Here is a 19,387-nt window from a genome sequence, read left to right as displayed (position 1 = left end):
GTTAATAACGAGATAAATACGAAGCTCTCAATTTTATGCATCGCCAGTCTATTATAACATATATTTATAGAAAATTATTAAATATTATATGATTATTTTATAAAAAAAGACAACAAATTTATTAATAATAAATTTGTTGTCTAAAATAAGTATTATTTTAGAATAATCTCCAAGCTATGTACCGCATTTTATCAAAATAGTAAGATAATAAATATTTATAAAAACACAATTTAACGTAAATTCTGAATATATTAATTATTACCTATCAATATTCTTACTTAAATACTCCTTAATATCTAGTAAATTCTCAAAGCTTTTATGACAATACTTTAGTATATCATTGTCGGCTTTCTTAAGATCTTCTACATGTATTCCTATCATTTTAGCTTTATATGCTCCTTCAATACCTGCAGCAGAATCCTCTATAACAATACAATCTTCAGGATTTACACAAAGCTTTTTAGCGGCCTTTAGAAATATTTCTGGATCTGGTTTGGCTTTTACTACATCATCACCATAAACCATAACATCAAAATCTTCTTTGATATCAGTATTTCTAAACTGAATATTAGCTCGTTCTATTTTAGCTGATGTCGCAAGAGCTATTCTATATCCTCTCTCTTTTAGAAACTCTAAAATTTCCTTCGCCCCTTCTTTAATAGCAATTTGACCACTTTCTACTGCCTTCTTTAATTCCTTATCTTTTTCTTCATACATTTGTGTTATAGGCAAGTTTTCTCCATATAACTCTAAAAATTTCTTGATTACGTTTTTCCGTCCTCTTCCCATTACAGAAATATAGACATCATCACTCATATCATATCCATACTTCTTAAAAATCTTTCTCCAAGTCTCTAGGTATACTCTCTCTGTATCGAATATAACTCCATCCATGTCAAATAACACCGCTTTTATTTTTTTCATTATTCCCCCGTGAATTAATTTTTTATTTAATCAAAATTCTCTCTTTTTTAAAGACCTTTTAAATATCATTTATATAACTCCAAATTATGTATAAGGAATCTATATATCTATACCCTTTAAAACATCTTGATTAAATTTCTCAATTCCGATTCTATCAATAAAAAATCCCAGCTTTTCTCCTGCCTCTGCATTTTCTATATAATATTCAAAAATATTATCAACTAAACTCAATGCTTGGCTTTCTGTTATATCTTTAGCAATAATATCTGCCATTCTTGGGTTATAACCTCCTGATCCTCCTGCTGCAACAATAAAACCGGTTTTATCGGCTATCACTCCAATATCTTTACTATAAACGCTTCCACAAGCATTTCTACAGCCTGCTACTCCTATTTTAGTCCTACATGGCATTTCCATCCATTGATATTTTCTTGAAAGTTTCATTCCAGTCCCAATTGTGTTATATTTAGATCTTTTACAGTATCCAGCTGGACACATTTCAACATTCTTAACTGAATTTTGTGTTTTAACTGCTGGTTCCATTCCAAGTTCATTCCAAACATTTTCCAAGTCTTCTTGCTTAAGATTAGTTATTAATATTCTTTGTCCTGAAGTTATTTTTAATATACCATTATATTTTTTTGCTATATCCACAATTTTTTGCATAGTTTCTATAGTAATAAAACCGCCTGGAATATGCGGAGTTATTCCAAAAGTTCTCTTTCCATTACTTATCTTCTGAAGATTTCCAAAACTCATATTATATCCTCCTCTTATGTGTATTAATAATATTTAATACCAGATTAATGTTTATTTTATCATATTTTTAACATAAATAATTATTTACAGTTGATAAATTCTTCTTCAAAATAACTTTTTAATATTAGTAACAAAGCTATTTATTGTGTCCAAAATAGTTTTTGCTAATAACTGTATCCGCAATTCTAAAAGAAAATAATTCCATTATTAGCTTGATACGCGTTCTTCACCAGTATATACTATTAATAATGCTATTTAATATATTATAAACCTATAAGTTACTTATGTTTATGAATATTTATTTAGCCATAATACTCTATATACAGAAAGGTTCTGAAATATAATGATTTCAACTAAAGACAATTCTTCTTTGCTTAAAAACAAATCATTAAGACTATTAATGACAGCACGTGTATCCACTAATTTCGCATATCAAATGATTACAGTTGCTATTGGATGGCAAATGTATTCCTTAACTCATTCAGCATTTTATCTAGGTCTTGTTGGACTAGTTCAGTTTTTACCAATGCTTTTTCTCTCCCTTTTTGTTGGACACATATCAGATAGATATGATCGCAGAAAAATAGTAACCTTAAGTCAAGTAACTCAAAGTGTGTTTATTTTTATTATGGCTTTTGGGAATTATAATGAGTTAATTACTAAAGAGCGATTTTTAATTCTCATTTTCTTTATAGCGGTAGCTCATTCTTTTGAAGGTCCACCAATGCAAGCCTTATTGCCTAATATCGTTAGTAAGGAGATTTTCCCGCGAGCTTCTGCTTTAATGTCTTCAGTTTCAGAATTTGCAGTTATTATAGGACCAGCTGTTGGCGGAATTTTATATACGTTTGGCACAACACTAGTTTTTTTATTAACTGGTATCTTATATTTAATATCAGGTATTCTTATATATCATATTTCAATTGAGAAAGAAATTTTTAAATCTGAGCCAACTAGCATAAAATCTTTATTCGCAGGAATATCTTTTATAAAGAGTAGACCTATAATACTTGGAGCAATATCACTAGATTTATTTGCAGTATTATTTGGTGGCGCAACTGCCTTACTTCCAATATACGCAAGTAGCATTCTAATGATAGGTTCTTTTGGTTTAGGCATACTAAGATCTGCTCCTGCCGTTGGAGCATTATTAATGTCTGCTTATCTTGCAAGGAAACCATTAAAGCACAATGTAGGGAAGACAATGTTCATAGCTGTTATATTCTTCGGTTTATCTACTATAGCTTTTGCAATATCTAGATCTGTTATAATATCTTTCATTGCTCTTTTGATTTTAGGTGCTTCCGATGTAATTAGCGTTGTTATAAGATCTACGCTTGTTCAACTTAATACTCCAGATTATATGAGAGGAAGAGTTAGCTCTGTAAATATGATATTCATAGGAACTTCTAATCAGCTTGGCGAATTTGAATCAGGAATTACAGCTTCTTTATTCGGGACTGTTCCCGCTGCTCTTATTGGAGGCATTGGAACTATAGCAGTTGTAATGTTATGGATGAAATTATTTCCTTCTATATTGCATGTTGATAGATTTGAAGCAAGCAAAAACTAAAAATGTATTTTTAGTTCATGAATTTTTTAATTAAATATTTTAAATAAAAAAACTTTAAATAGTATTATAGTAACTATTTAAAGTTTTTTACTTTGTAATAATAAATGCGCTACACCATTTATAATAGTCTAACTATTCCCCATTTTTATAGAAACCCTATTTCTCCCTAAACTCTTCGCTTCATACAAAGCTTTATCTGCAAATTTAATCATATTTTCCAAATCTCGTTCTCTAACTGATGTAAATATCCCAAAAGAAGATGTTATCTTTATGCATTTATTGTCATGGAGTATTTCCAAATTTTCAATCCTTCTTCTTATTGTTTCACCAATCTCTAAAGCTTTTTCTGAATTAGCATTATCTAGTAGAATTAAAAATTCCTCTCCCCCATATCTTCCTATATAATATTTTTTTCCCAATAATTCTTTACAAATATTCATTACCTTTTTTAGAACAATATCACCTGTAGGATGCCCATAAGTATCATTAATAATTTTAAATTTATCTATATCCATCATTAATAGAGACATATGTTTCTTATCCGAACAAGCTTCAATTTTTTCTTTTGCAATTTTATAGAAATACTTTCTATTATATACCCCTGTCAAAACGTCAGTGATGCCATAGTACTCAAGTTTCTTAATCATTAAAACCTGTTCAGTATTATCACTCAAAACAATAACTTTACCCTTCCCTCTGTTATTATTAATTAGTGTAAGCTTTCCTTTAAAATAATAGAGTTTATTCTTGATTTTAATTTCACAGTTGAAACTCGTTTCTTTTTCTTCATATATATATTTGATAATTTCCTGATACTCTTTAAACTCTGTGCATACGTCTTGTCCTATTGCTAGCTTTGATTTTATATTAAAAATTTTCTCTGCTATATTATTCATATCTATTATTTTGTTTTCTTGGTCTAATACTAATATTGCTTCAGAAATATTGTCAAAAACAACATGTCTAGCAATAGTAGCTGTTTCAAAGATATTTGATTTAAACAAAGCGTATGTATATATCAAACAAAATACTCCCATAAAAATTGGAACTATATCTATTCTTATAGACGTAATCCTTGACATGTATATCCAATATCCAATCCAAGGAATAAATGATGTAAGCATGATTTTAAAGCTTCTCTTTTTATATAAACTGTTTTCTTTTCTATAAAAAATTAAATACAGGCTATTCCCTACTATGAAGCATACATTTACAAAAATTACGCATATAACATATACAATGCCTGGTTTAAGATTTGCAATATATAGATTATCTGCAATGTCAACTGTGTAACTTTTATAAAAAAGATGATGATAATCATTAGTAATATTTAATGCCACTAATACCATAGGCAACGAAAATAACAACATATAGAGCTTTTTAGTGATATACCTACTTTTATTAGTATATTCTAGGGCCATGATGACCCAAAAAGCCGGAATGGATGCTATTCCTATATATTCTATTCCAGTAAACAATTTCATAAAGGTTAAATTAGGACATATTAACTCAAAAGAATAAAATAAACTATATATAAAAACACATAAAATAACACCTAAAAGACCGTTTAAATGTATTCTTCTTTTTTTATAAAATAAAAATATGCATAATTGCGCCGAAACAAATGCCGTTAAAAACATTGCAAGAAATATTATATAATTAAACATCTAATATCCTCTTTCATAATCACTAATTCTTTAATAAATTATTATCCTAAAGCCAATTTTAACTTTTGGAATCAGAAACCTATTCTATCATTATATATTATAAAACCCACGTTATTCCATTTCAATAACTATTACAATATATTTCTGTAGTTAAAGATTTCTTTATCAATTTTTACTCGAATCAACGTGATTTTATGAAACTTTTAATTAACGAAAAAAAATCAAGTAGCTACAACGGCTACTTGATTTTTTTTAAACTCAAAATTTAATCCTATTCCCACAATGAGGACAAAATTGAAAACTTGGGTCAACTTCCATACCACAGTTCCTGCATATACCACTATTATAATTATCTCTATAATTACTGCTTTCTAGCTCATCAAGATCCCAATAAGTTATATTCACAGGTTCGTTATTCTCAATGGCTTTTCCTTTGTCTACTGAAATACTAAAGTTAGTTCCACATCCATCACATATTATATAATATTTTATATTCCACCTAAAAAGCGGAATAAAGAAAAAATGAAAATAATTAAAATTTTTTATCAGCTTTCCACGAAAAACTTTATTACATTTTTTACAGTTTAAATTGTCTAAAATCTTTATTTCTTTATTTTTATTTTCAATGCCAAATATACCTATAAAAAACATACAACCATTTACCTCTATCTATAAATATTATTATCATATATATCTGTAAATACTAAGTATACATTTAGAATCCTTATAAATCAAGTTATTCAATTAGGGCCACAATATTGGAACTTAATTGTAATATACATTATCTATTTTATTAAAGTATTTACATTTTTAATTCTATTCAGGCTTTATTGTATCTAGATAAGTAAACTTGCCATCTTTAACTATCTTCAAAACAGCTTCTTTTACTGCATTATTGTTTTCATCAATTGTTATTACCCCTGCTGCACCCGGAAAATCTTTTGTTTTTGCTATTTCATCTCTAATTTTAACTGGATCTACAGAATTAGCTCTCTTAATCGCATCTAAAATTACTAGATATGCATCATACCCTAATGCTGTAGCTGCTGCTGGCTCCTTATTATATTGCTTTCTATATTCATCAAGAAAAATTTTAGATTCTTCAGTTATAGGTGTCTCAGTTGCAAAAAATGTTGAAAATACAGTTCCTTCAACATCCTCTTTACCTATATCTAAAAATTCCGGTGTCTCCCAGGTATCAGCTCCAATTATTGGTGCTGTAATTCCAAGTTGCCTTGCCTGCTTTATTATCATTGCTCCTTCAGTAAAATTCCCTGGAGCAAATATTACATCAGGATTGCTTCCTTTAATATTTGTAAGCTGTGCTGAGAAATCCTGATCTCCTGTGTTATAATTTGCTTTTGCTACAACAGCATTATTATCCTCAGTTAGCTTTTTAAATTCATCAGTAAAGAATTTGCAGATTCCAACTGAGTAATCACTTGAGACCTCTTGAAGAATTGCTACCTTTTTAGCCTTTAACTTATTAGCTGCGTATTTTGCCATAACAGTTCCTTGAAAAGGATCAATAAAGCAAACTCTAAAGTAATAATCATTTCCTGCGGTTACTAAAGGGTTTGTACAAGTTACCCCTACAGCTGGAACCTTAGCTTCCTGTACTATATCACCTGCTGCCATAGAGAAACCACTTCCATAGCTTCCTATAATAGCATTAACATGCTCCTGCTCAATAAGGTTTGCAGCTGCACTAGCTGCTTCAACTTTATCAGATTTATTATCTGCAAAAACCAGTTCAACTTTTTTACCAAGAACAGTTGGATAAATCTTGTTTGCAAGTTTTGCACCTTCTGTTTCTAATTGTCCACCTGCTGCATTTGCACCTGTCATTGGTTCAAACACACCTATTTTTATTACATCACTATCCTCATTGGCTTTTGTGCCTGATTTTGAATTACAACCTCCTAAAGTAAAAGAAGTCATCATAGCTATAACCAAAAGCAATGAAATTTTTCTTTTCATATATATATCCCCCTAATATCTAAGTATTAATTTAATCTTATTGACGTACAAAATAAGAGCAACAAAATAGTAACTCAAAAAATTCTAATATCCCAGCATTTATTTCTTATAATATACATCTCTTAGTTCAATTAAAATTATCTTTTTCTAAAAACTTATATTTTAATTTAATGTATTGTAATAATAAAGGCAAAATAAATTCATTAAATGCAAAAAATAACAAGTCAGTATTTTATTATTTCCTGACTTGCCATTTCTCCTCTAAATACGAAAATTCTCATATTACAAAGCTTCACCAAGATAAGCTTTTTTAATTTCATCATTAGAAAGTAATTCTTGCCCTGAGCCACTTAGTGTTATTCTTCCAGTTTCCATAATATAGCCAATATCAGCTATTTTTAAAGCTGCATTTGCATTTTGCTCAATTAGTAGAACTGTCATGCCTTCTTCATTAATTTTCTTTATAATTCCAAATAATTCTTTTACGATTATTGGTGCAAGTCCTAAAGAAGGCTCATCCATCATTATTAACTTTGGTCTTGACATAAGTGCTCTTCCTATTGCAAGCATTTGTTGCTCACCTCCTGAAAGAGTTCCCGATAATTGCCAAGTTCTCTCCTTAAGTCTTGGAAAAAGTGAATATACCTTTTCCAAGTCTTCTTGAATACCTGATTTATCCTTTCTTGTATAAGCACCTATTTTTAAATTTTCCAGTACTGTAAGATCTGAAAAGACTTTTCTTCCTTCTGGAACTAATGCTATTCCTTTTTTCACCATAAGTTCTGTATTAAGCTTAGTTAAATCAGTTCCATCATCCAAATTTATAGTTCCACTCTTTGGTTTAACAAGACCTACTATAGATTTTAATGTAGTACTTTTTCCTGCTCCGTTAGCACCAACTAAAGTTACGATCTTCCCCTCTGGTACCTCTAAGCTTATTCCCTTTAACGCTTCAATTCCACCATAGGCGACTACTAAATTATCAATTTTAATCATCTTCAGCTACCCCCAAATATGCATCTATAACCTTTTTATCGTTTTGTATTTCAGAAGGTGTACCTTCAGCTATAGTAATTCCATATTCAAAAACCTGTATTCTATCTGATAACCCCATAACCATATTCATATGATGCTCTATCATAAATATAGTTAAATCAAATTTATCCTTAATTTCTCTAACAAAATCTGTAAGTTCATCAGTTTCTGTAGGATTCATTCCTGCTGCTGGTTCATCAAGAAGAAGAAGCTTCGGATTAGTAGCAAGCGCTCTTGCTATTTCAAGTTTTCTCTGCATACCGTATGGAAGAGAACTTGCTTTCTCATTTTTTAACTTTTCAAGACCTACTTCTTTTAAAAGCTCTAAAGATTTCTCAACCATTTCTTTTTCTTCTCTTTTATATCTAGGAAGCTTTAACATAGCTTCAATACAGTTTGACTTAATATGAACATGATTTCCTATTAAAACATTGTCAAGTACACTCAAATCTTTAAAAAGTCTTATGTTTTGAAATGTTCTTGCTATACCAGTTTGAGTTATTTTATCTTGTCTCATTCCAGTAATATTAGTATCATTAAAGATTATTTTTCCTCTTGTAGGAGTATACACATTAGTGATCATATTAAAGGCTGTAGTTTTACCAGCCCCATTAGGTCCAATTAAGGAAATTATTTCTCCTTGATTAATTTGAAGGTTAAAGTCTTTTACAGCCGTAAGTCCTCCAAACTGCATAGTCGCATTTTGTACGTTTAATAATGCCATTACTTGTCCCCTCCTTCTTCTAGAGGTTTGTTATTAGAATATTTAAATATTGATTTCCACGAAAATTCTTTTGTGCCCATTATTCCATGTCTAAAGAATAATACTATTATCATAAGCAAAATTGAGAAAATAACCATTCTAAGTCCTGGTATCCCTGAAAAACTAAAGATTCCTAAATCAAATTGCTTTTCCATATCCAAAAATCTTAAAGCTTCTCCAAGTATTGTTACGATGAAAGCTGATATAACTGTTCCTGTAACGCTTCCCATTCCTCCAATAACTATTATAAGGAGTATATTGAACGTAAGGCTGAACTTAAACATATTAGGATCAATTGTTCCCATTAAGTTCCCAAGTAATCCACCTCCAACTCCGGCAAAAAAAGCACCAATAGCGAATCCTATTACTTTGTGTTTGAACAAACTTATCCCCATACTTTCAGCCGCAATCTCATCTTCTCTAATTGATTTTAGAGCTCTTCCATAGGAACTATTTATAAGCGACAGCAATATTATTATTGTCACAATTGCTACTCCAAAGCTCCAATATAGGTTTGTCATATGAGGAATACCACGAAGACCCAAAGCTCCATTGGTTAAACCTTGTATATTAGTAATAACTATTCTTATAATTTCTGCAAATCCTAAAGTAACAATAGCCAAATAGTCACCCTTAAGTCTTAAAGCCGGAGCACCTATTAAAACTGCTATAAATGCGGATAAAAGACCAGCTATTAACAATGCTACAATAAACGGTACCGATATATGATTAAAAGGCGCCATTAATGGTTCCATAAAGAAATTTTGATTTTTAACTTTTTCACTCATTGTAAGCAATGCAGTTGTATAAGCACCTACTGCTACAAAGCCTGCATGTCCTAATGAAAACAATCCTGTAAATCCATTTATTAGATTTAAGCTTAATCCAAGAACTGTATATATTGCACATAAATTTAAAATTCTAATTTTATAAGAGTCTAAGCTATTATTTGCAACAAATAAGAGTAAAAATACAATTGCAATAAGAGCTATATTTAAAAATTTATTTTTATTGTTCATTTTTACACCTTCTCTGTTAAATTTTTGCCCATTATTCCTGTAGGCTTAAATAGCAATATTACGATTAATAGTATAAATGCTAAAGCATCCCTATACCCTGTAAGTCCAGGGAAAAATCCAATTAACATAATTTCAGCTAGTCCAAGTATAAAACCACCAATAACTGCTCCCTTAATATCTCCTATACCACCAATTACAGCGGCTATAAAACATTTAAGACCTGGCATCATTCCCATAAGTGCAACTATTTGTGGATATTTTACACACCACATCATAGAACCTACTGCAGCTAATCCCGATCCAATAGCGAAAGTAAATGATATTGTCTTATTTACATTTATCCCCATAAGTCTTGCAGTTTCAACATCTTTTGAAGCTGCTCTCATTGCCATACCAATATTCGTATTATTAACTAAGTGTAATAAAACAAATAGTATTACTATTGTAACAACTGGAATTATAAAAGTAAGTCTTTGAATTGAAATTCCACCTATAACTATTACATCTGTAAATAGCTTCACATCTGGAAATGCTTTAGGTCTTCCTCCAAATAAAACAACCGCTAAATTTTCAAGTAAGAAGGATACACCAATAGCTGAAATCAAAGCTGAAATCTTAGGTGCATTTCTTAACGGTCTATAAGCAGTGAATTCAATTCCCATTCCAAGGAATGCTGTTATAACCACTGCGATTATAAAAGCAAAGTACCAAGGTAGTCCAAATGTTGCAACTCCGAAAAATCCGAAATATGCAGCCATCATAAATATATCTCCATGCGCAAAATTTATAAGTTTTAATATTCCATAGACCATAGTATATCCTATGGCTATAAGTGCGTATAAACTTCCTAGTGAGATACCATTTGCTAAATTTTGCATAAATGTGCTTAAATTCATTAAAGTCATATTTTCACCCCTAATTAATTTTCTTCAGGTTTTATTGTATCAAGATAAGTAAATTTACCATCTTTAACTATCTTTAAAACTGCATCTTTTACTGCATTGTTATTTTGATCTATAGTTATTACTCCAGCAGCACCAGGAAAATTCTTGGTTTTTGCAATTTCATCTCTAATCTTTACTGGATCTATCGAATTAGCTCTCTTAATTGCATCTAAAATTACTAGATATGCATCATATGATAAAGCTGAAACCGCTGCTGGTTCTTTATTATATTCTTTTCTATATTCATCAAGAAAGACTTTTGATTCGTTAGTTATAGGAGTCTCACTTGCAAAAAAAGTAGAAAATACTGTTCCATCAACATCTTCTTTACCTATATCTAAAAATTCTGGAGTTTCCCAAGTATCTCCTCCAATTATTGGAGTAGTTATTCCAAGCTGTCTTGCTTGTTTTATTATCATAGCTCCTTCTGTAAAATTACCTGGAGCAAAAATCACATCTGGATTACTGCTCTTTATATTTGTTAGTTGAGCTGTAAAATCCTGATCACCTGTATTATAGTTAGCTTTAGCTATAATTGCATCTTTATCTCCTGTAATCTTTATAAATTCATCAGTAAAGAACTTACAAATTCCAACTGAGTAATCACTTGAAACCTCTTGAAGTAAAGCTACTTTTTTAGCTTGCAATTTATTTGCTGCATATTTTGCCATAACAGTTCCTTGAAAAGGATCTATAAAACAAACTCTAAAGTAATAATCATTACCAGCTGTTACAAGAGGATTTGTAGCTGAGGCTGCAACTGCTGGAACCTTGGCATCTTGTACAACATCTCCTGCCGCCATAGAATTTCCACTTCCCCAGCTTCCTATAATTGCATTAACTTGTTCCTGCTCCACAAGATTAGATGCTGCACTAGCCGCTTCAACTTTGTCTGATTTATTATCTGCAAAAACCAGTTCAACTTTTTTACCATTAACTGTTGGATAGAGCTTGTTCGCAAGTTTTACGCCTTCTACTTCTAGCTGTCCCCCAGCTGCGTTAGCACCAGTCATTGGCTCAAATACACCAATTTTTATAACATCGCTGTCTATATTTGCTTTAGTATTTGATTTTGAACATCCCGCCAGCGTAAATGTAGTTGTCATAGCCAGCGCCAAAATCAAAGAAATTTTTTTCTTCATAAAATAAGCCCCCTAGTATTAGTTTTATTTTCTCAAGGTGTACTCTGCAAAAAAATAATAATTTGATAATAAGATTTACAAAAAACATAGAAAATAATTAACCAGCTATTCATTGTTTAAATATTACTATTCTTTTTAATATTTCTATTGAAATTGTTTATATAAATTAATCCTTAAAGTATAAATTTATTAATTTATTAATTTATTCCGACGATTATTAACAAATTATATATTATCCTATATCCGCCCATCTGTCAACCCACGAAAGACATTTGTATTCTCTACAAATATAAATATTAGAACTATATTATCAAAAAACGTTCGTTATGTAGAAATGTTATGATAGTTTTTACAAGTTAATTTATAAATTTATATATATCAGTTATGTATTTCCTAGTCTCTATCTCTTTTAATTAATTCTAGAAAGATATTTTCACTTTACTTTTCAGAATATGCTTAATTGATTTATATACAGTATTTTAACGTTGTTTACCTTTGGCTTATTAAACCTTATAAAAATACAAAAAAGCTTAATGTTACTAAAATATAACATTAAGCTTTTTTATCTATACAATTTTCTTATAGACTAAAATCCTGCTGGCTCTGATTTAGCACCAGCTTCATGCATTTCTTTGATTGCTTCTACATACATGCTTTTATCTTCTACAATCTTAGCAGCTTGCTCATAGCAATATAATGCTTTATTTAAATCTTCAAGATGATAATAACATGCAGCTAATCTATTGATTAAATCAGGATTTTTCCTGTTTATTTTTAGTGCCATTTTATAATATCTTACCGCACTTTTATAGTTCATACTATATTTATCTCTCTCATTAAATTCTACTATATTTTCTTTACTTAAATATATATTTCCTATACACTCATAAGTTGCACAGATTAATAATTTATGATCTTCCTTTTCATTTTTTGAGATGTTCTTTTCGCCTTTTCTAAGATGATCTAATGCATTTTCTATGTTTCCTAATTCTGCATACGAAAGTCCCATATATATGTGGGTTAATGAATCATCAGAGTCTTTACAATATACATTAAATGCTTCAATCGCATCTTCATTTTTCCCTAACTTTCTACATACTAGACCTTTTATAAAATATGAATAATAATTTTCTTTATTAAATTCAGCTGCTTTTTCTGTGAAATATAATGCCTTATCTAGCTTTCCTTTTTTAAAATCTCCCATTGCAAGATCATTTAAAACTAGTGATAATTGCTTTTCACTTGTTATAGTTCCACCTTTAACATTTATCCTATTCTCTTCTAAAAAACTTTTTATTTTGTCTTGTATATTTTGATTATCTTCCATTTTGTTCCTCACTTTTTATCTTTATTTTAATAACAAATGCCAAAAATGTTAATATTAATTCTAGCATTTTTATTTTCATATATATTTATATATTATTTTTCATTTTATTACAATAAATACTTTATTAAATTTTTAATTTATATCCACTTTATAAAAATGTATGTTTATCTTAATATAATTATCAAAATATATTAAGTATTTTTAATTCATTGTAACTAAAGTCCTCCACTTTCCCCCATAATTATTACGATTATATCCTTATGCCACTTTATCACTGATTCTCCATCCATAATCTCACTCCCGATCTTCTAATTATATCATTTATATAAAACTCATTTTATATTCTCAGTATATATATTACAAATTTTATATATTCAGTATTTTACATTCAAATATTTGTAAAATTCTTTCAACAATATTATATAAATTCAATATTCAATTTCAAATTACTCTATTAGATGTATCGATTTAAACACAATTAAAATAATCAAAAAATGTAATAAGGAATGAACTAAGATTATTGGTGTTAAATAATCCTATTTCATTCCTTATCACATAAATCATACGACAATACAAAGTTACTATATAAACTAACTTTTACTTACTTATATAATTGCATGCATCTATATCTGATTCATACAAACAGCTTTTCTTTTTTGAGTATTCTATATCTATTCTCCTGATGCTAATATAGTATGCACTTATAAGTGGAATACATGCTCCAAGCCATGCTAATGGATTAGCCATACACACGCCTAAAAAACCTAACGGTCGTGATAATATAATTGCAGCGAACGTCCTCATCAACAATTCCATAATTCCTGCTACTGTTGGAATAAAACTTTGCCCTAATCCTTGAAGCGTATATCTATATATAAACAGTAGTGAAAGTAAAAAATAATTTAATCCGTTTGAAGTTAAATATATTTGTGACAACCTAATAACTTCTTTTTGATCATATCCAACAAAAATTCCTGTAAGAAAATAACCTGCAAAAGTATTTATAAGGCCCACTATAATACTAAATGCTACTGATATAAAAACGCATTTCTTTACGCCTTCTTTAATTCTATCAATTTTTTCCGCACCAAAATTTTGTGCTGTGTATGTGGCCATTGTTATACCAAATGACATCATCGGTTGAGTAGCGAGAGTATCTATTTTCTGAGCGGCAGTATATGCAGCTACAGAAGTAGCCCCAAGGCTATTTAATGCAAATTGTAATATAATAGCACCAATTGCTATTATAGATGCCTGAAATCCCATTGGTAGAGAAATTTTAATGTGTTCTAAAAAAGTTTCTTTGGATAACTTTAAGTCACTCTTCTTTAACTTAAGTATGGGCAAATTTCTCTTTATGTACCACATACACAATAACGCCGATACTCCCTGTGCTATAACAGTTGCACAAGCTGCTCCAGTTACTCCCATCTTGAATATTAATATAAATGCAAATTCTAAAATTATATTTAAAATACACGCTACCACTAAGTATATTAATGGCGTTTTGCTATCTCCCAAGGCTCTAATAATATTTGAAAAAAAATTAAAAAACATCGATGCTATTATTCCAATAAATATTACTACTACAAAATTATATGCATCATCAATAATTTCTACAGGTGTATTCATTAGTTCTAATATAGGTCTAGCTAGAATCGTACTTATAGTTGTAAGAATTATAGTTATTATCATGCTAATAACTATGCCTGTGAAGTAACTTTTCTTAACCCCTTCCTTATCATCTGCACCAAATTTTTGCGCAGTAATGATTGAAAGTCCCGATGTTAAACCTTGAGCAAACCCTAAAATTAAAAACATTATGCTTCCTGTACATCCTACCGCTGCTAAAGCATTTACGCCTATTGTACGGCCAACAATAAATGTATCTGCTATATTGTAAAATTGTTGAAATATATTTCCTATTAATAAAGGAATAGTAAACAGCAATATCAATTTTGCCGGATTTCCTTTTGTTAAATTTCTAGTTATTATCATTTAATGTCTCCCCCTTAAAGATATTAGTAAAAATTAATTTATATTAGTCAAACATTTAATACGATATCACAAAAATATCCTATTTCAATTCTGAACTCCACAACTATGTAATTATACGCTTTATATTAATAGAAATATATAAACAAAAAATACAAAATTTTATATTTAATTTGAATAAAATCACAAAAACAGTAAATCTATATAATTTAAAATTTTAAAAGATTTACTGTTTTTGCAATAAATTATATTTCTTTGTTATAATTATTGTAATTTTTTCTTAAATTCAGATTTTACACCAACTTATCCTATCATTTATTCCTTATCTGATAGGTAATAATGAGTAATTGGCTTTAACTTTTCATCCAATTCATATACTAAAGGTATTCCTGTTGGAATATTCAAATTGGCTACATTATCAGCTGGAATGTCGTCTAAATATTTAACTAAAGCTCTTAATGTATTTCCATGAGCAGATATTATCACTCTTTTACCTTCTTTCAAATCTTCAGCTATATTTCCTCTCCATTCCTCTAACACACGTCTTTCAGTATCAGCAAGGTTTTCTGTTAAAGGTATTTGTTCTTCATTTAAATCCTTGTACTTATATTCATTCCCAGGGTATCTGGTATCCTCTTTAGTCAATTCTGGAGGTTTTACATTTACAAATCTTCTCCATTTATGAACTTGCTCTCCTCCATATTTTTTAGCAGTTTCTGCTTTATTTAATCCTTGTAAAGCTCCATAATGTCTCTCGTTTAGTCTCCATGATTTAAAAACAGGAATCCATGCCAAATCCATCTCATATAATATTATCCATAATGTTCTTATCGCTCTTTTTAGAACTGATGCATAAGCTACATCAAATACAAAACCATTTTTCTTAAGTATTTTTCCTGCTCTTCTTGCTTCCTTTAATCCATTCTCTGACAAATCCACATCTGTCCATCCCGTAAATCTATTTTCTAAGTTCCAAAGACTTTCTCCATGCCTTACTAGTACTAATTTAATCATAATCTCACCTTCTAAAGTAATTTATCACAATCACAATTTAATGATAATTAGAAAATTCTTAAACAGTCTCAGATAATGAAATCTAAATATAAAAAATTGTGCATAGAAATAAATTTCAATATATATGCTTATCTCTATTAATACCAGTATAGTCGTGTCCCAAAAATTAGTTACACGTTGTATAAGTAGTTATTGCAAATCCTTAAATCTGAATTTTTATATTTAAGGATTCTTTAATTATTATTTTAAATCAAAAAACTTTATAATAAAAAATATGCTCAGATGATAAGTTATCATCTGAGCATATTTTTTATTACCTCGCAATGTCCTACTCTGCCACACAGTCTCCCATGCAGTACCATCGGCGCTATAGACCTTAACTTTCCTGTTCGGAATGGGAAGGAGTGTTACCTCTATGCCATCATCACGAGATTAAGTGAGTTCCCAAATCTATAATTTGGTTTAACGAACTTATGCAAATCGCTTTTGGGATTTGTATTCCTTATTTGTGTAAATTAGCACTCAGCAAACGAATATGAGTCGAGTTTCCTTTGAAAAAAGACTCTTAATTTACGCTTATACTACATTTACATAAATCTACTACTGTAATTATTCCTTTGAAAAAACCTTGTTCTTTCAAAATTGCACATAGTTTCTTTAATATATATTACAACTTGATTATATTGGTCAAGCCCTCGACCTATTAGTATCAGTCAGCTAAATATGTTACCATACTTACACCTCTGACCTATCAACCTTGTAGTCTTCAAGGGGTCTTACTAGCTTATGCTATGGGAAATCTCATCTTGAGGTGGGCTTCACACTTAGATGCTTTCAGCGTTTATCCCTTCCCGACTTAGCTACCCAGCTATGCTTCTGGCGAAACAACTGGTACACCATAGGTCAGTCCATCCCGGTCCTCTCGTACTAAGGACAGCTCCTCTCAAATTTCCTACGCCCGCGACGGATAGGGACCGAACTGTCTCACGACGTTCTGAACCCAGCTCGCGTGCCGCTTTAATGGGCGAACAGCCCAACCCTTGGGACCTACTTCAGCCCCAGGATGCGACGAGCCGACATCGAGGTGCCAAACCTCCCCGTCGATGTGAACTCTTGGGGGAGATCAGCCTGTTATCCCCGAGGTAGCTTTTATCCGTTGAGCGATGGCCCTCCCACGAGGTACCACCGGATCACTAAGCCCGACTTTCGTCCCTGCTCCACTTGTAGGTGTCGCAGTCAGGCTCCCTTCTGCCTTTACACTCTTCGAACGATTTCCGACCGTTCTGAGGGAACCTTTGGGCGCCTCCGTTACATTTTAGGAGGCGACCGCCCCAGTCAAACTGCCCACCTAACAATGTCCTGTCACCAGTTTCATGGCATCCAGTTAGAACTTCAATACTATCAGGGTGGTATCCCAACAACGACTCCACCAAGGCTGACGCCCTAGTTTCCCAGTCTCCCACCTATCCTGTACAGACAATACCGAAATTCAATGCTAAGCTACAGTAAAGCTCTACGGGGTCTTTCCGTCCAATCGCGGGTATCGAGCATCTTCACTCGCACTACAACTTCGCCGGATTTGCAGTTGAGACAGTGCACAAGTCATTACGCCATTCGTGCGGGTCAGAACTTACCTGACAAGGAATTTCGCTACCTTAGGACCGTTATAGTTACGGCCGCCGTTTACTGGGGCTTAAGTTCACACCTTCGCGATATTTCACTAAGTGTTCCCCTTAACCTTCCAGCACCGGGCAGGCGTCAGCCCCTATACATCAGCTTTCGCTTTAGCAGAGACCTGTGTTTTTGTTAAACAGTTGCTTGTGCCTATTCTCTGCGGCCTGATTTCTCAGGCACCCCTTCTCCCGAAGTTACGGGGTCAATTTGCCTAGTTCCTTAACTGCAATTCTTCCGTCGGCCTTAGGATTCTCTCCTCATCTACCTGTGTCGGTTTGCGGTACGGGCACTACTTCTCTCTCTAGATGCTTTTCTTGGAAGCATGGAATCAGATACTTCGGTTCCGTAGAACCTTCCCCATCACGCCTCAGAATTGTTGGAACGGATTTGCCAATCCCAACTCCCTAAACGCTTAGACTAGCATCCAATAGCTAGCACATCCTATCCTTCTCCGTCACACCATCGATAATAACGATTATAGTGGTATTGGAATATCAACCAATTGTCCATCGACTACGCCTTTCGGCCTCGCCTTAGGTCCCGACTAACCCTGAGAAGACAAACTTTACTCAGGAAACCTTAGATATTCGGCCTGTAGGATTCTCGCCTACATCTCGCTACTAATGCCAACATTCTCACTCGTAATCAGTCCACCGCTCCTTACGGTACGACTTCAGCCCGATTACGACGCTCCTCTACCGCTCACGCAAAGTAGCGTGAACCCGTAGCTTCGGTGGTAAGTTTGAGCCCCGGACATTTTCGGCGCAGGATCTCTTGACTAGTGAGCTATTACGCACTCTTTTAATGAGTGGCTGCTTCTAAGCCAACATCCTAGTTGTCTTAGAAATCCCACATCCTTTTCCACTTAACTTACACTTTGGGACCTTAGCTGACGATCTGGGCTGTTTCCCTTTTGACCATGGAACTTATCTTTCATAGTCTGACTGCCGGACTGATAGTATGTGGCATTCGGAGTTTGATAAGGTTCGGTAAGCGCTATGCCCCCTAGCCTATTCAGTGCTCTACCTCCACTACTCACATTTTCCGACGCTAGCCCTAAAGCTATTTCGAGGAGAACCAGCTATATCCGAGTTCGATTGGAATTTCTCCGCTATCCACAGCTCATCCCATGCTTTTTCAACAGCAACGTGGTTCGGTCCTCCACGAGGTTTTACCCTCGCTTCAACCTGGCCATGGATAGGTCACCCGGTTTCGGGTCTACAGCATGCAACTAGTCGCCCTATTAAGACTCGGTTTCCCTTCGGCTCCGTACCTTAAGTACTTAACCTCGCTACATACCGTAACTCGTTGGCTCGTTCTACAAAAAGCACATCATCACACACATAAGGTGCTCTGATCGGTTGTAGGCACATGGTTTCAGGTTCTATTTCACTCCCCTCCCGGGGTTCTTTTCACCTTTCCCTCACGGTACTGCTTCACTATCGGTCATCAGGTAGTATTTAGCCTTGGGAGGTGGTCCTCCCTGCTTCCCACAAGGTTTCACGTGTCTCGTGGTACTCTGGTGCAGAACTGATTATCATAGTTTTCACTTACGGGACTATTACCCACTG

The 19,387-nt window shown here is 32.3% G+C and carries 14 protein-coding genes and 2 rRNA genes (1 of these 16 running past the window's edge); 1 reads left to right on the top strand and 15 read right to left on the bottom strand.

Annotation, left to right across the window (positions count from 1 at the left end; translation table 11 throughout):
- Positions 1 to 258: 258 nt before the first annotated feature.
- Together F3K33_RS08785 and F3K33_RS08780 are read right to left on the bottom strand one after the other, a co-directional pair.
- On the bottom strand, positions 259 to 924 hold the full coding sequence (locus F3K33_RS08785; protein WP_039768405.1) for an HAD family hydrolase: 666 nt from the start codon (positions 922 to 924) through the stop codon (positions 259 to 261).
- 99 nt (positions 925 to 1,023) lie between these two features.
- Positions 1,024 to 1,683 (bottom strand): ferredoxin-like domain-containing protein, encoded by a 660-nt coding sequence (locus F3K33_RS08780; RefSeq protein WP_039768402.1) that lies wholly within the window; start codon positions 1,681 to 1,683, stop codon positions 1,024 to 1,026.
- A 343-nt stretch (positions 1,684 to 2,026) separates the two neighbouring features.
- On the opposite strand from F3K33_RS08780, the gene F3K33_RS08775 reads away from it, so the two are divergent.
- Positions 2,027 to 3,256: an MFS transporter gene (locus F3K33_RS08775; protein ID WP_039768399.1), complete on the top strand. Its 1,230-nt coding sequence runs from the start codon at positions 2,027 to 2,029 to the stop codon at positions 3,254 to 3,256.
- Positions 3,257 to 3,384: 128 nt separating this feature from the next.
- On the opposite strand, the gene F3K33_RS08770 is transcribed toward F3K33_RS08775, so the two are convergent.
- From F3K33_RS08770 to F3K33_RS08710, 13 genes are all read right to left on the bottom strand, one after another.
- Positions 3,385 to 4,923, bottom strand: a complete 1,539-nt coding sequence (locus F3K33_RS08770) for a histidine kinase N-terminal 7TM domain-containing diguanylate cyclase (protein ID WP_039768397.1) — start codon at positions 4,921 to 4,923, stop codon at positions 3,385 to 3,387.
- 258 nt (positions 4,924 to 5,181) lie between these two features.
- Positions 5,182 to 5,574 carry a zinc ribbon domain-containing protein gene (locus F3K33_RS08765; RefSeq protein WP_039768395.1) on the bottom strand — a complete coding sequence of 131 codons (393 nt, stop codon included), beginning with the start codon at positions 5,572 to 5,574 and terminating at the stop codon, positions 5,182 to 5,184.
- A gap of 165 nt (positions 5,575 to 5,739) precedes the next feature.
- Positions 5,740 to 6,903, bottom strand: coding sequence for an ABC transporter substrate-binding protein (locus F3K33_RS08760; protein WP_039768394.1), 1,164 nt, complete (start codon positions 6,901 to 6,903; stop codon positions 5,740 to 5,742).
- Positions 6,904 to 7,185: 282 nt separating this feature from the next.
- Positions 7,186 to 7,899: an ABC transporter ATP-binding protein gene (locus tag F3K33_RS08755; RefSeq protein WP_011969090.1), complete on the bottom strand. Its 714-nt coding sequence runs from the start codon at positions 7,897 to 7,899 to the stop codon at positions 7,186 to 7,188.
- The gene (locus tag F3K33_RS08750; RefSeq protein ID WP_017212967.1) at positions 7,892 to 8,662 is read right to left on the bottom strand and encodes an ABC transporter ATP-binding protein; all 771 of its coding nucleotides are present in this window, start codon (positions 8,660 to 8,662) and stop codon (positions 7,892 to 7,894) included. Before F3K33_RS08750 ends, F3K33_RS08755 begins: the two co-directional genes overlap by 8 nt.
- Positions 8,662 to 9,720, bottom strand: a complete 1,059-nt coding sequence (locus F3K33_RS08745; protein WP_011969088.1) for a branched-chain amino acid ABC transporter permease — start codon at positions 9,718 to 9,720, stop codon at positions 8,662 to 8,664. The genes F3K33_RS08750 and F3K33_RS08745 overlap by 1 nt, the downstream gene beginning before the upstream one ends.
- A gap of 2 nt (positions 9,721 to 9,722) precedes the next feature.
- On the bottom strand, positions 9,723 to 10,625 hold the full coding sequence (locus tag F3K33_RS08740; protein ID WP_011969087.1) for a branched-chain amino acid ABC transporter permease: 903 nt from the start codon (positions 10,623 to 10,625) through the stop codon (positions 9,723 to 9,725).
- A gap of 14 nt (positions 10,626 to 10,639) precedes the next feature.
- The gene (locus F3K33_RS08735; RefSeq protein WP_039768388.1) at positions 10,640 to 11,806 is read right to left on the bottom strand and encodes an ABC transporter substrate-binding protein; all 1,167 of its coding nucleotides are present in this window, start codon (positions 11,804 to 11,806) and stop codon (positions 10,640 to 10,642) included.
- A gap of 586 nt (positions 11,807 to 12,392) precedes the next feature.
- Positions 12,393 to 13,133, bottom strand: coding sequence for a tetratricopeptide repeat protein (locus F3K33_RS08730; protein WP_011969085.1), 741 nt, complete (start codon positions 13,131 to 13,133; stop codon positions 12,393 to 12,395).
- A gap of 597 nt (positions 13,134 to 13,730) precedes the next feature.
- The gene (locus tag F3K33_RS08725; protein WP_011969084.1) at positions 13,731 to 15,131 is read right to left on the bottom strand and encodes an MATE family efflux transporter; all 1,401 of its coding nucleotides are present in this window, start codon (positions 15,129 to 15,131) and stop codon (positions 13,731 to 13,733) included.
- Positions 15,132 to 15,443: 312 nt separating this feature from the next.
- Positions 15,444 to 16,142, bottom strand: a complete 699-nt coding sequence (gene gpmA / locus F3K33_RS08720; RefSeq protein WP_039768380.1) for a 2,3-diphosphoglycerate-dependent phosphoglycerate mutase — start codon at positions 16,140 to 16,142, stop codon at positions 15,444 to 15,446.
- A gap of 315 nt (positions 16,143 to 16,457) precedes the next feature.
- Positions 16,458 to 16,574, bottom strand: a 5S ribosomal RNA gene (gene rrf, locus F3K33_RS08715).
- Between the two features lie 251 nt (positions 16,575 to 16,825).
- Positions 16,826 to 19,387, bottom strand: a 23S ribosomal RNA gene (locus tag F3K33_RS08710); it runs 352 nt beyond the window's last position.

The organism is Clostridium beijerinckii, assembly GCF_008705175.1.
Classification (GTDB): domain Bacteria; phylum Bacillota; class Clostridia; order Clostridiales; family Clostridiaceae; genus Clostridium; species Clostridium beijerinckii.
Note: the sequence above shows the minus strand (reverse complement) of the source record. Positions and strands in the feature narration are given on the sequence as shown.

Excerpts from the sequence above, each read along its gene's own strand:
- F3K33_RS08785 (WP_039768405.1), bottom strand. The coding sequence starts at position 924 with ATGAAAAAAATAAAAGCGGTGTTATTTGACATGGATGGAGTTATATTC.
- gpmA (WP_039768380.1), bottom strand. The coding sequence starts at position 16,142 with ATGATTAAATTAGTACTAGTAAGGCATGGAGAAAGTCTTTGGAACTTA.
- F3K33_RS08740 (WP_011969087.1), bottom strand. The coding sequence starts at position 10,625 with ATGACTTTAATGAATTTAAGCACATTTATGCAAAATTTAGCAAATGGT.
- F3K33_RS08750 (WP_017212967.1), bottom strand. The coding sequence starts at position 8,662 with ATGGCATTATTAAACGTACAAAATGCGACTATGCAGTTTGGAGGACTT.
- F3K33_RS08780 (WP_039768402.1), bottom strand. The coding sequence starts at position 1,683 with ATGAGTTTTGGAAATCTTCAGAAGATAAGTAATGGAAAGAGAACTTTT.
- F3K33_RS08755 (WP_011969090.1), bottom strand. The coding sequence starts at position 7,899 with ATGATTAAAATTGATAATTTAGTAGTCGCCTATGGTGGAATTGAAGCG.
- F3K33_RS08725 (WP_011969084.1), bottom strand. The coding sequence starts at position 15,131 with ATGATAATAACTAGAAATTTAACAAAAGGAAATCCGGCAAAATTGATA.
- F3K33_RS08735 (WP_039768388.1), bottom strand. The coding sequence starts at position 11,806 with ATGAAGAAAAAAATTTCTTTGATTTTGGCGCTGGCTATGACAACTACA.
- F3K33_RS08745 (WP_011969088.1), bottom strand. The coding sequence starts at position 9,720 with ATGAACAATAAAAATAAATTTTTAAATATAGCTCTTATTGCAATTGTA.
- F3K33_RS08770 (WP_039768397.1), bottom strand. The coding sequence starts at position 4,923 with ATGTTTAATTATATAATATTTCTTGCAATGTTTTTAACGGCATTTGTT.
- F3K33_RS08765 (WP_039768395.1), bottom strand. The coding sequence starts at position 5,574 with ATGTTTTTTATAGGTATATTTGGCATTGAAAATAAAAATAAAGAAATA.
- F3K33_RS08775 (WP_039768399.1), top strand. The coding sequence starts at position 2,027 with ATGATTTCAACTAAAGACAATTCTTCTTTGCTTAAAAACAAATCATTA.
- F3K33_RS08730 (WP_011969085.1), bottom strand. The coding sequence starts at position 13,133 with ATGGAAGATAATCAAAATATACAAGACAAAATAAAAAGTTTTTTAGAA.
- F3K33_RS08760 (WP_039768394.1), bottom strand. The coding sequence starts at position 6,903 with ATGAAAAGAAAAATTTCATTGCTTTTGGTTATAGCTATGATGACTTCT.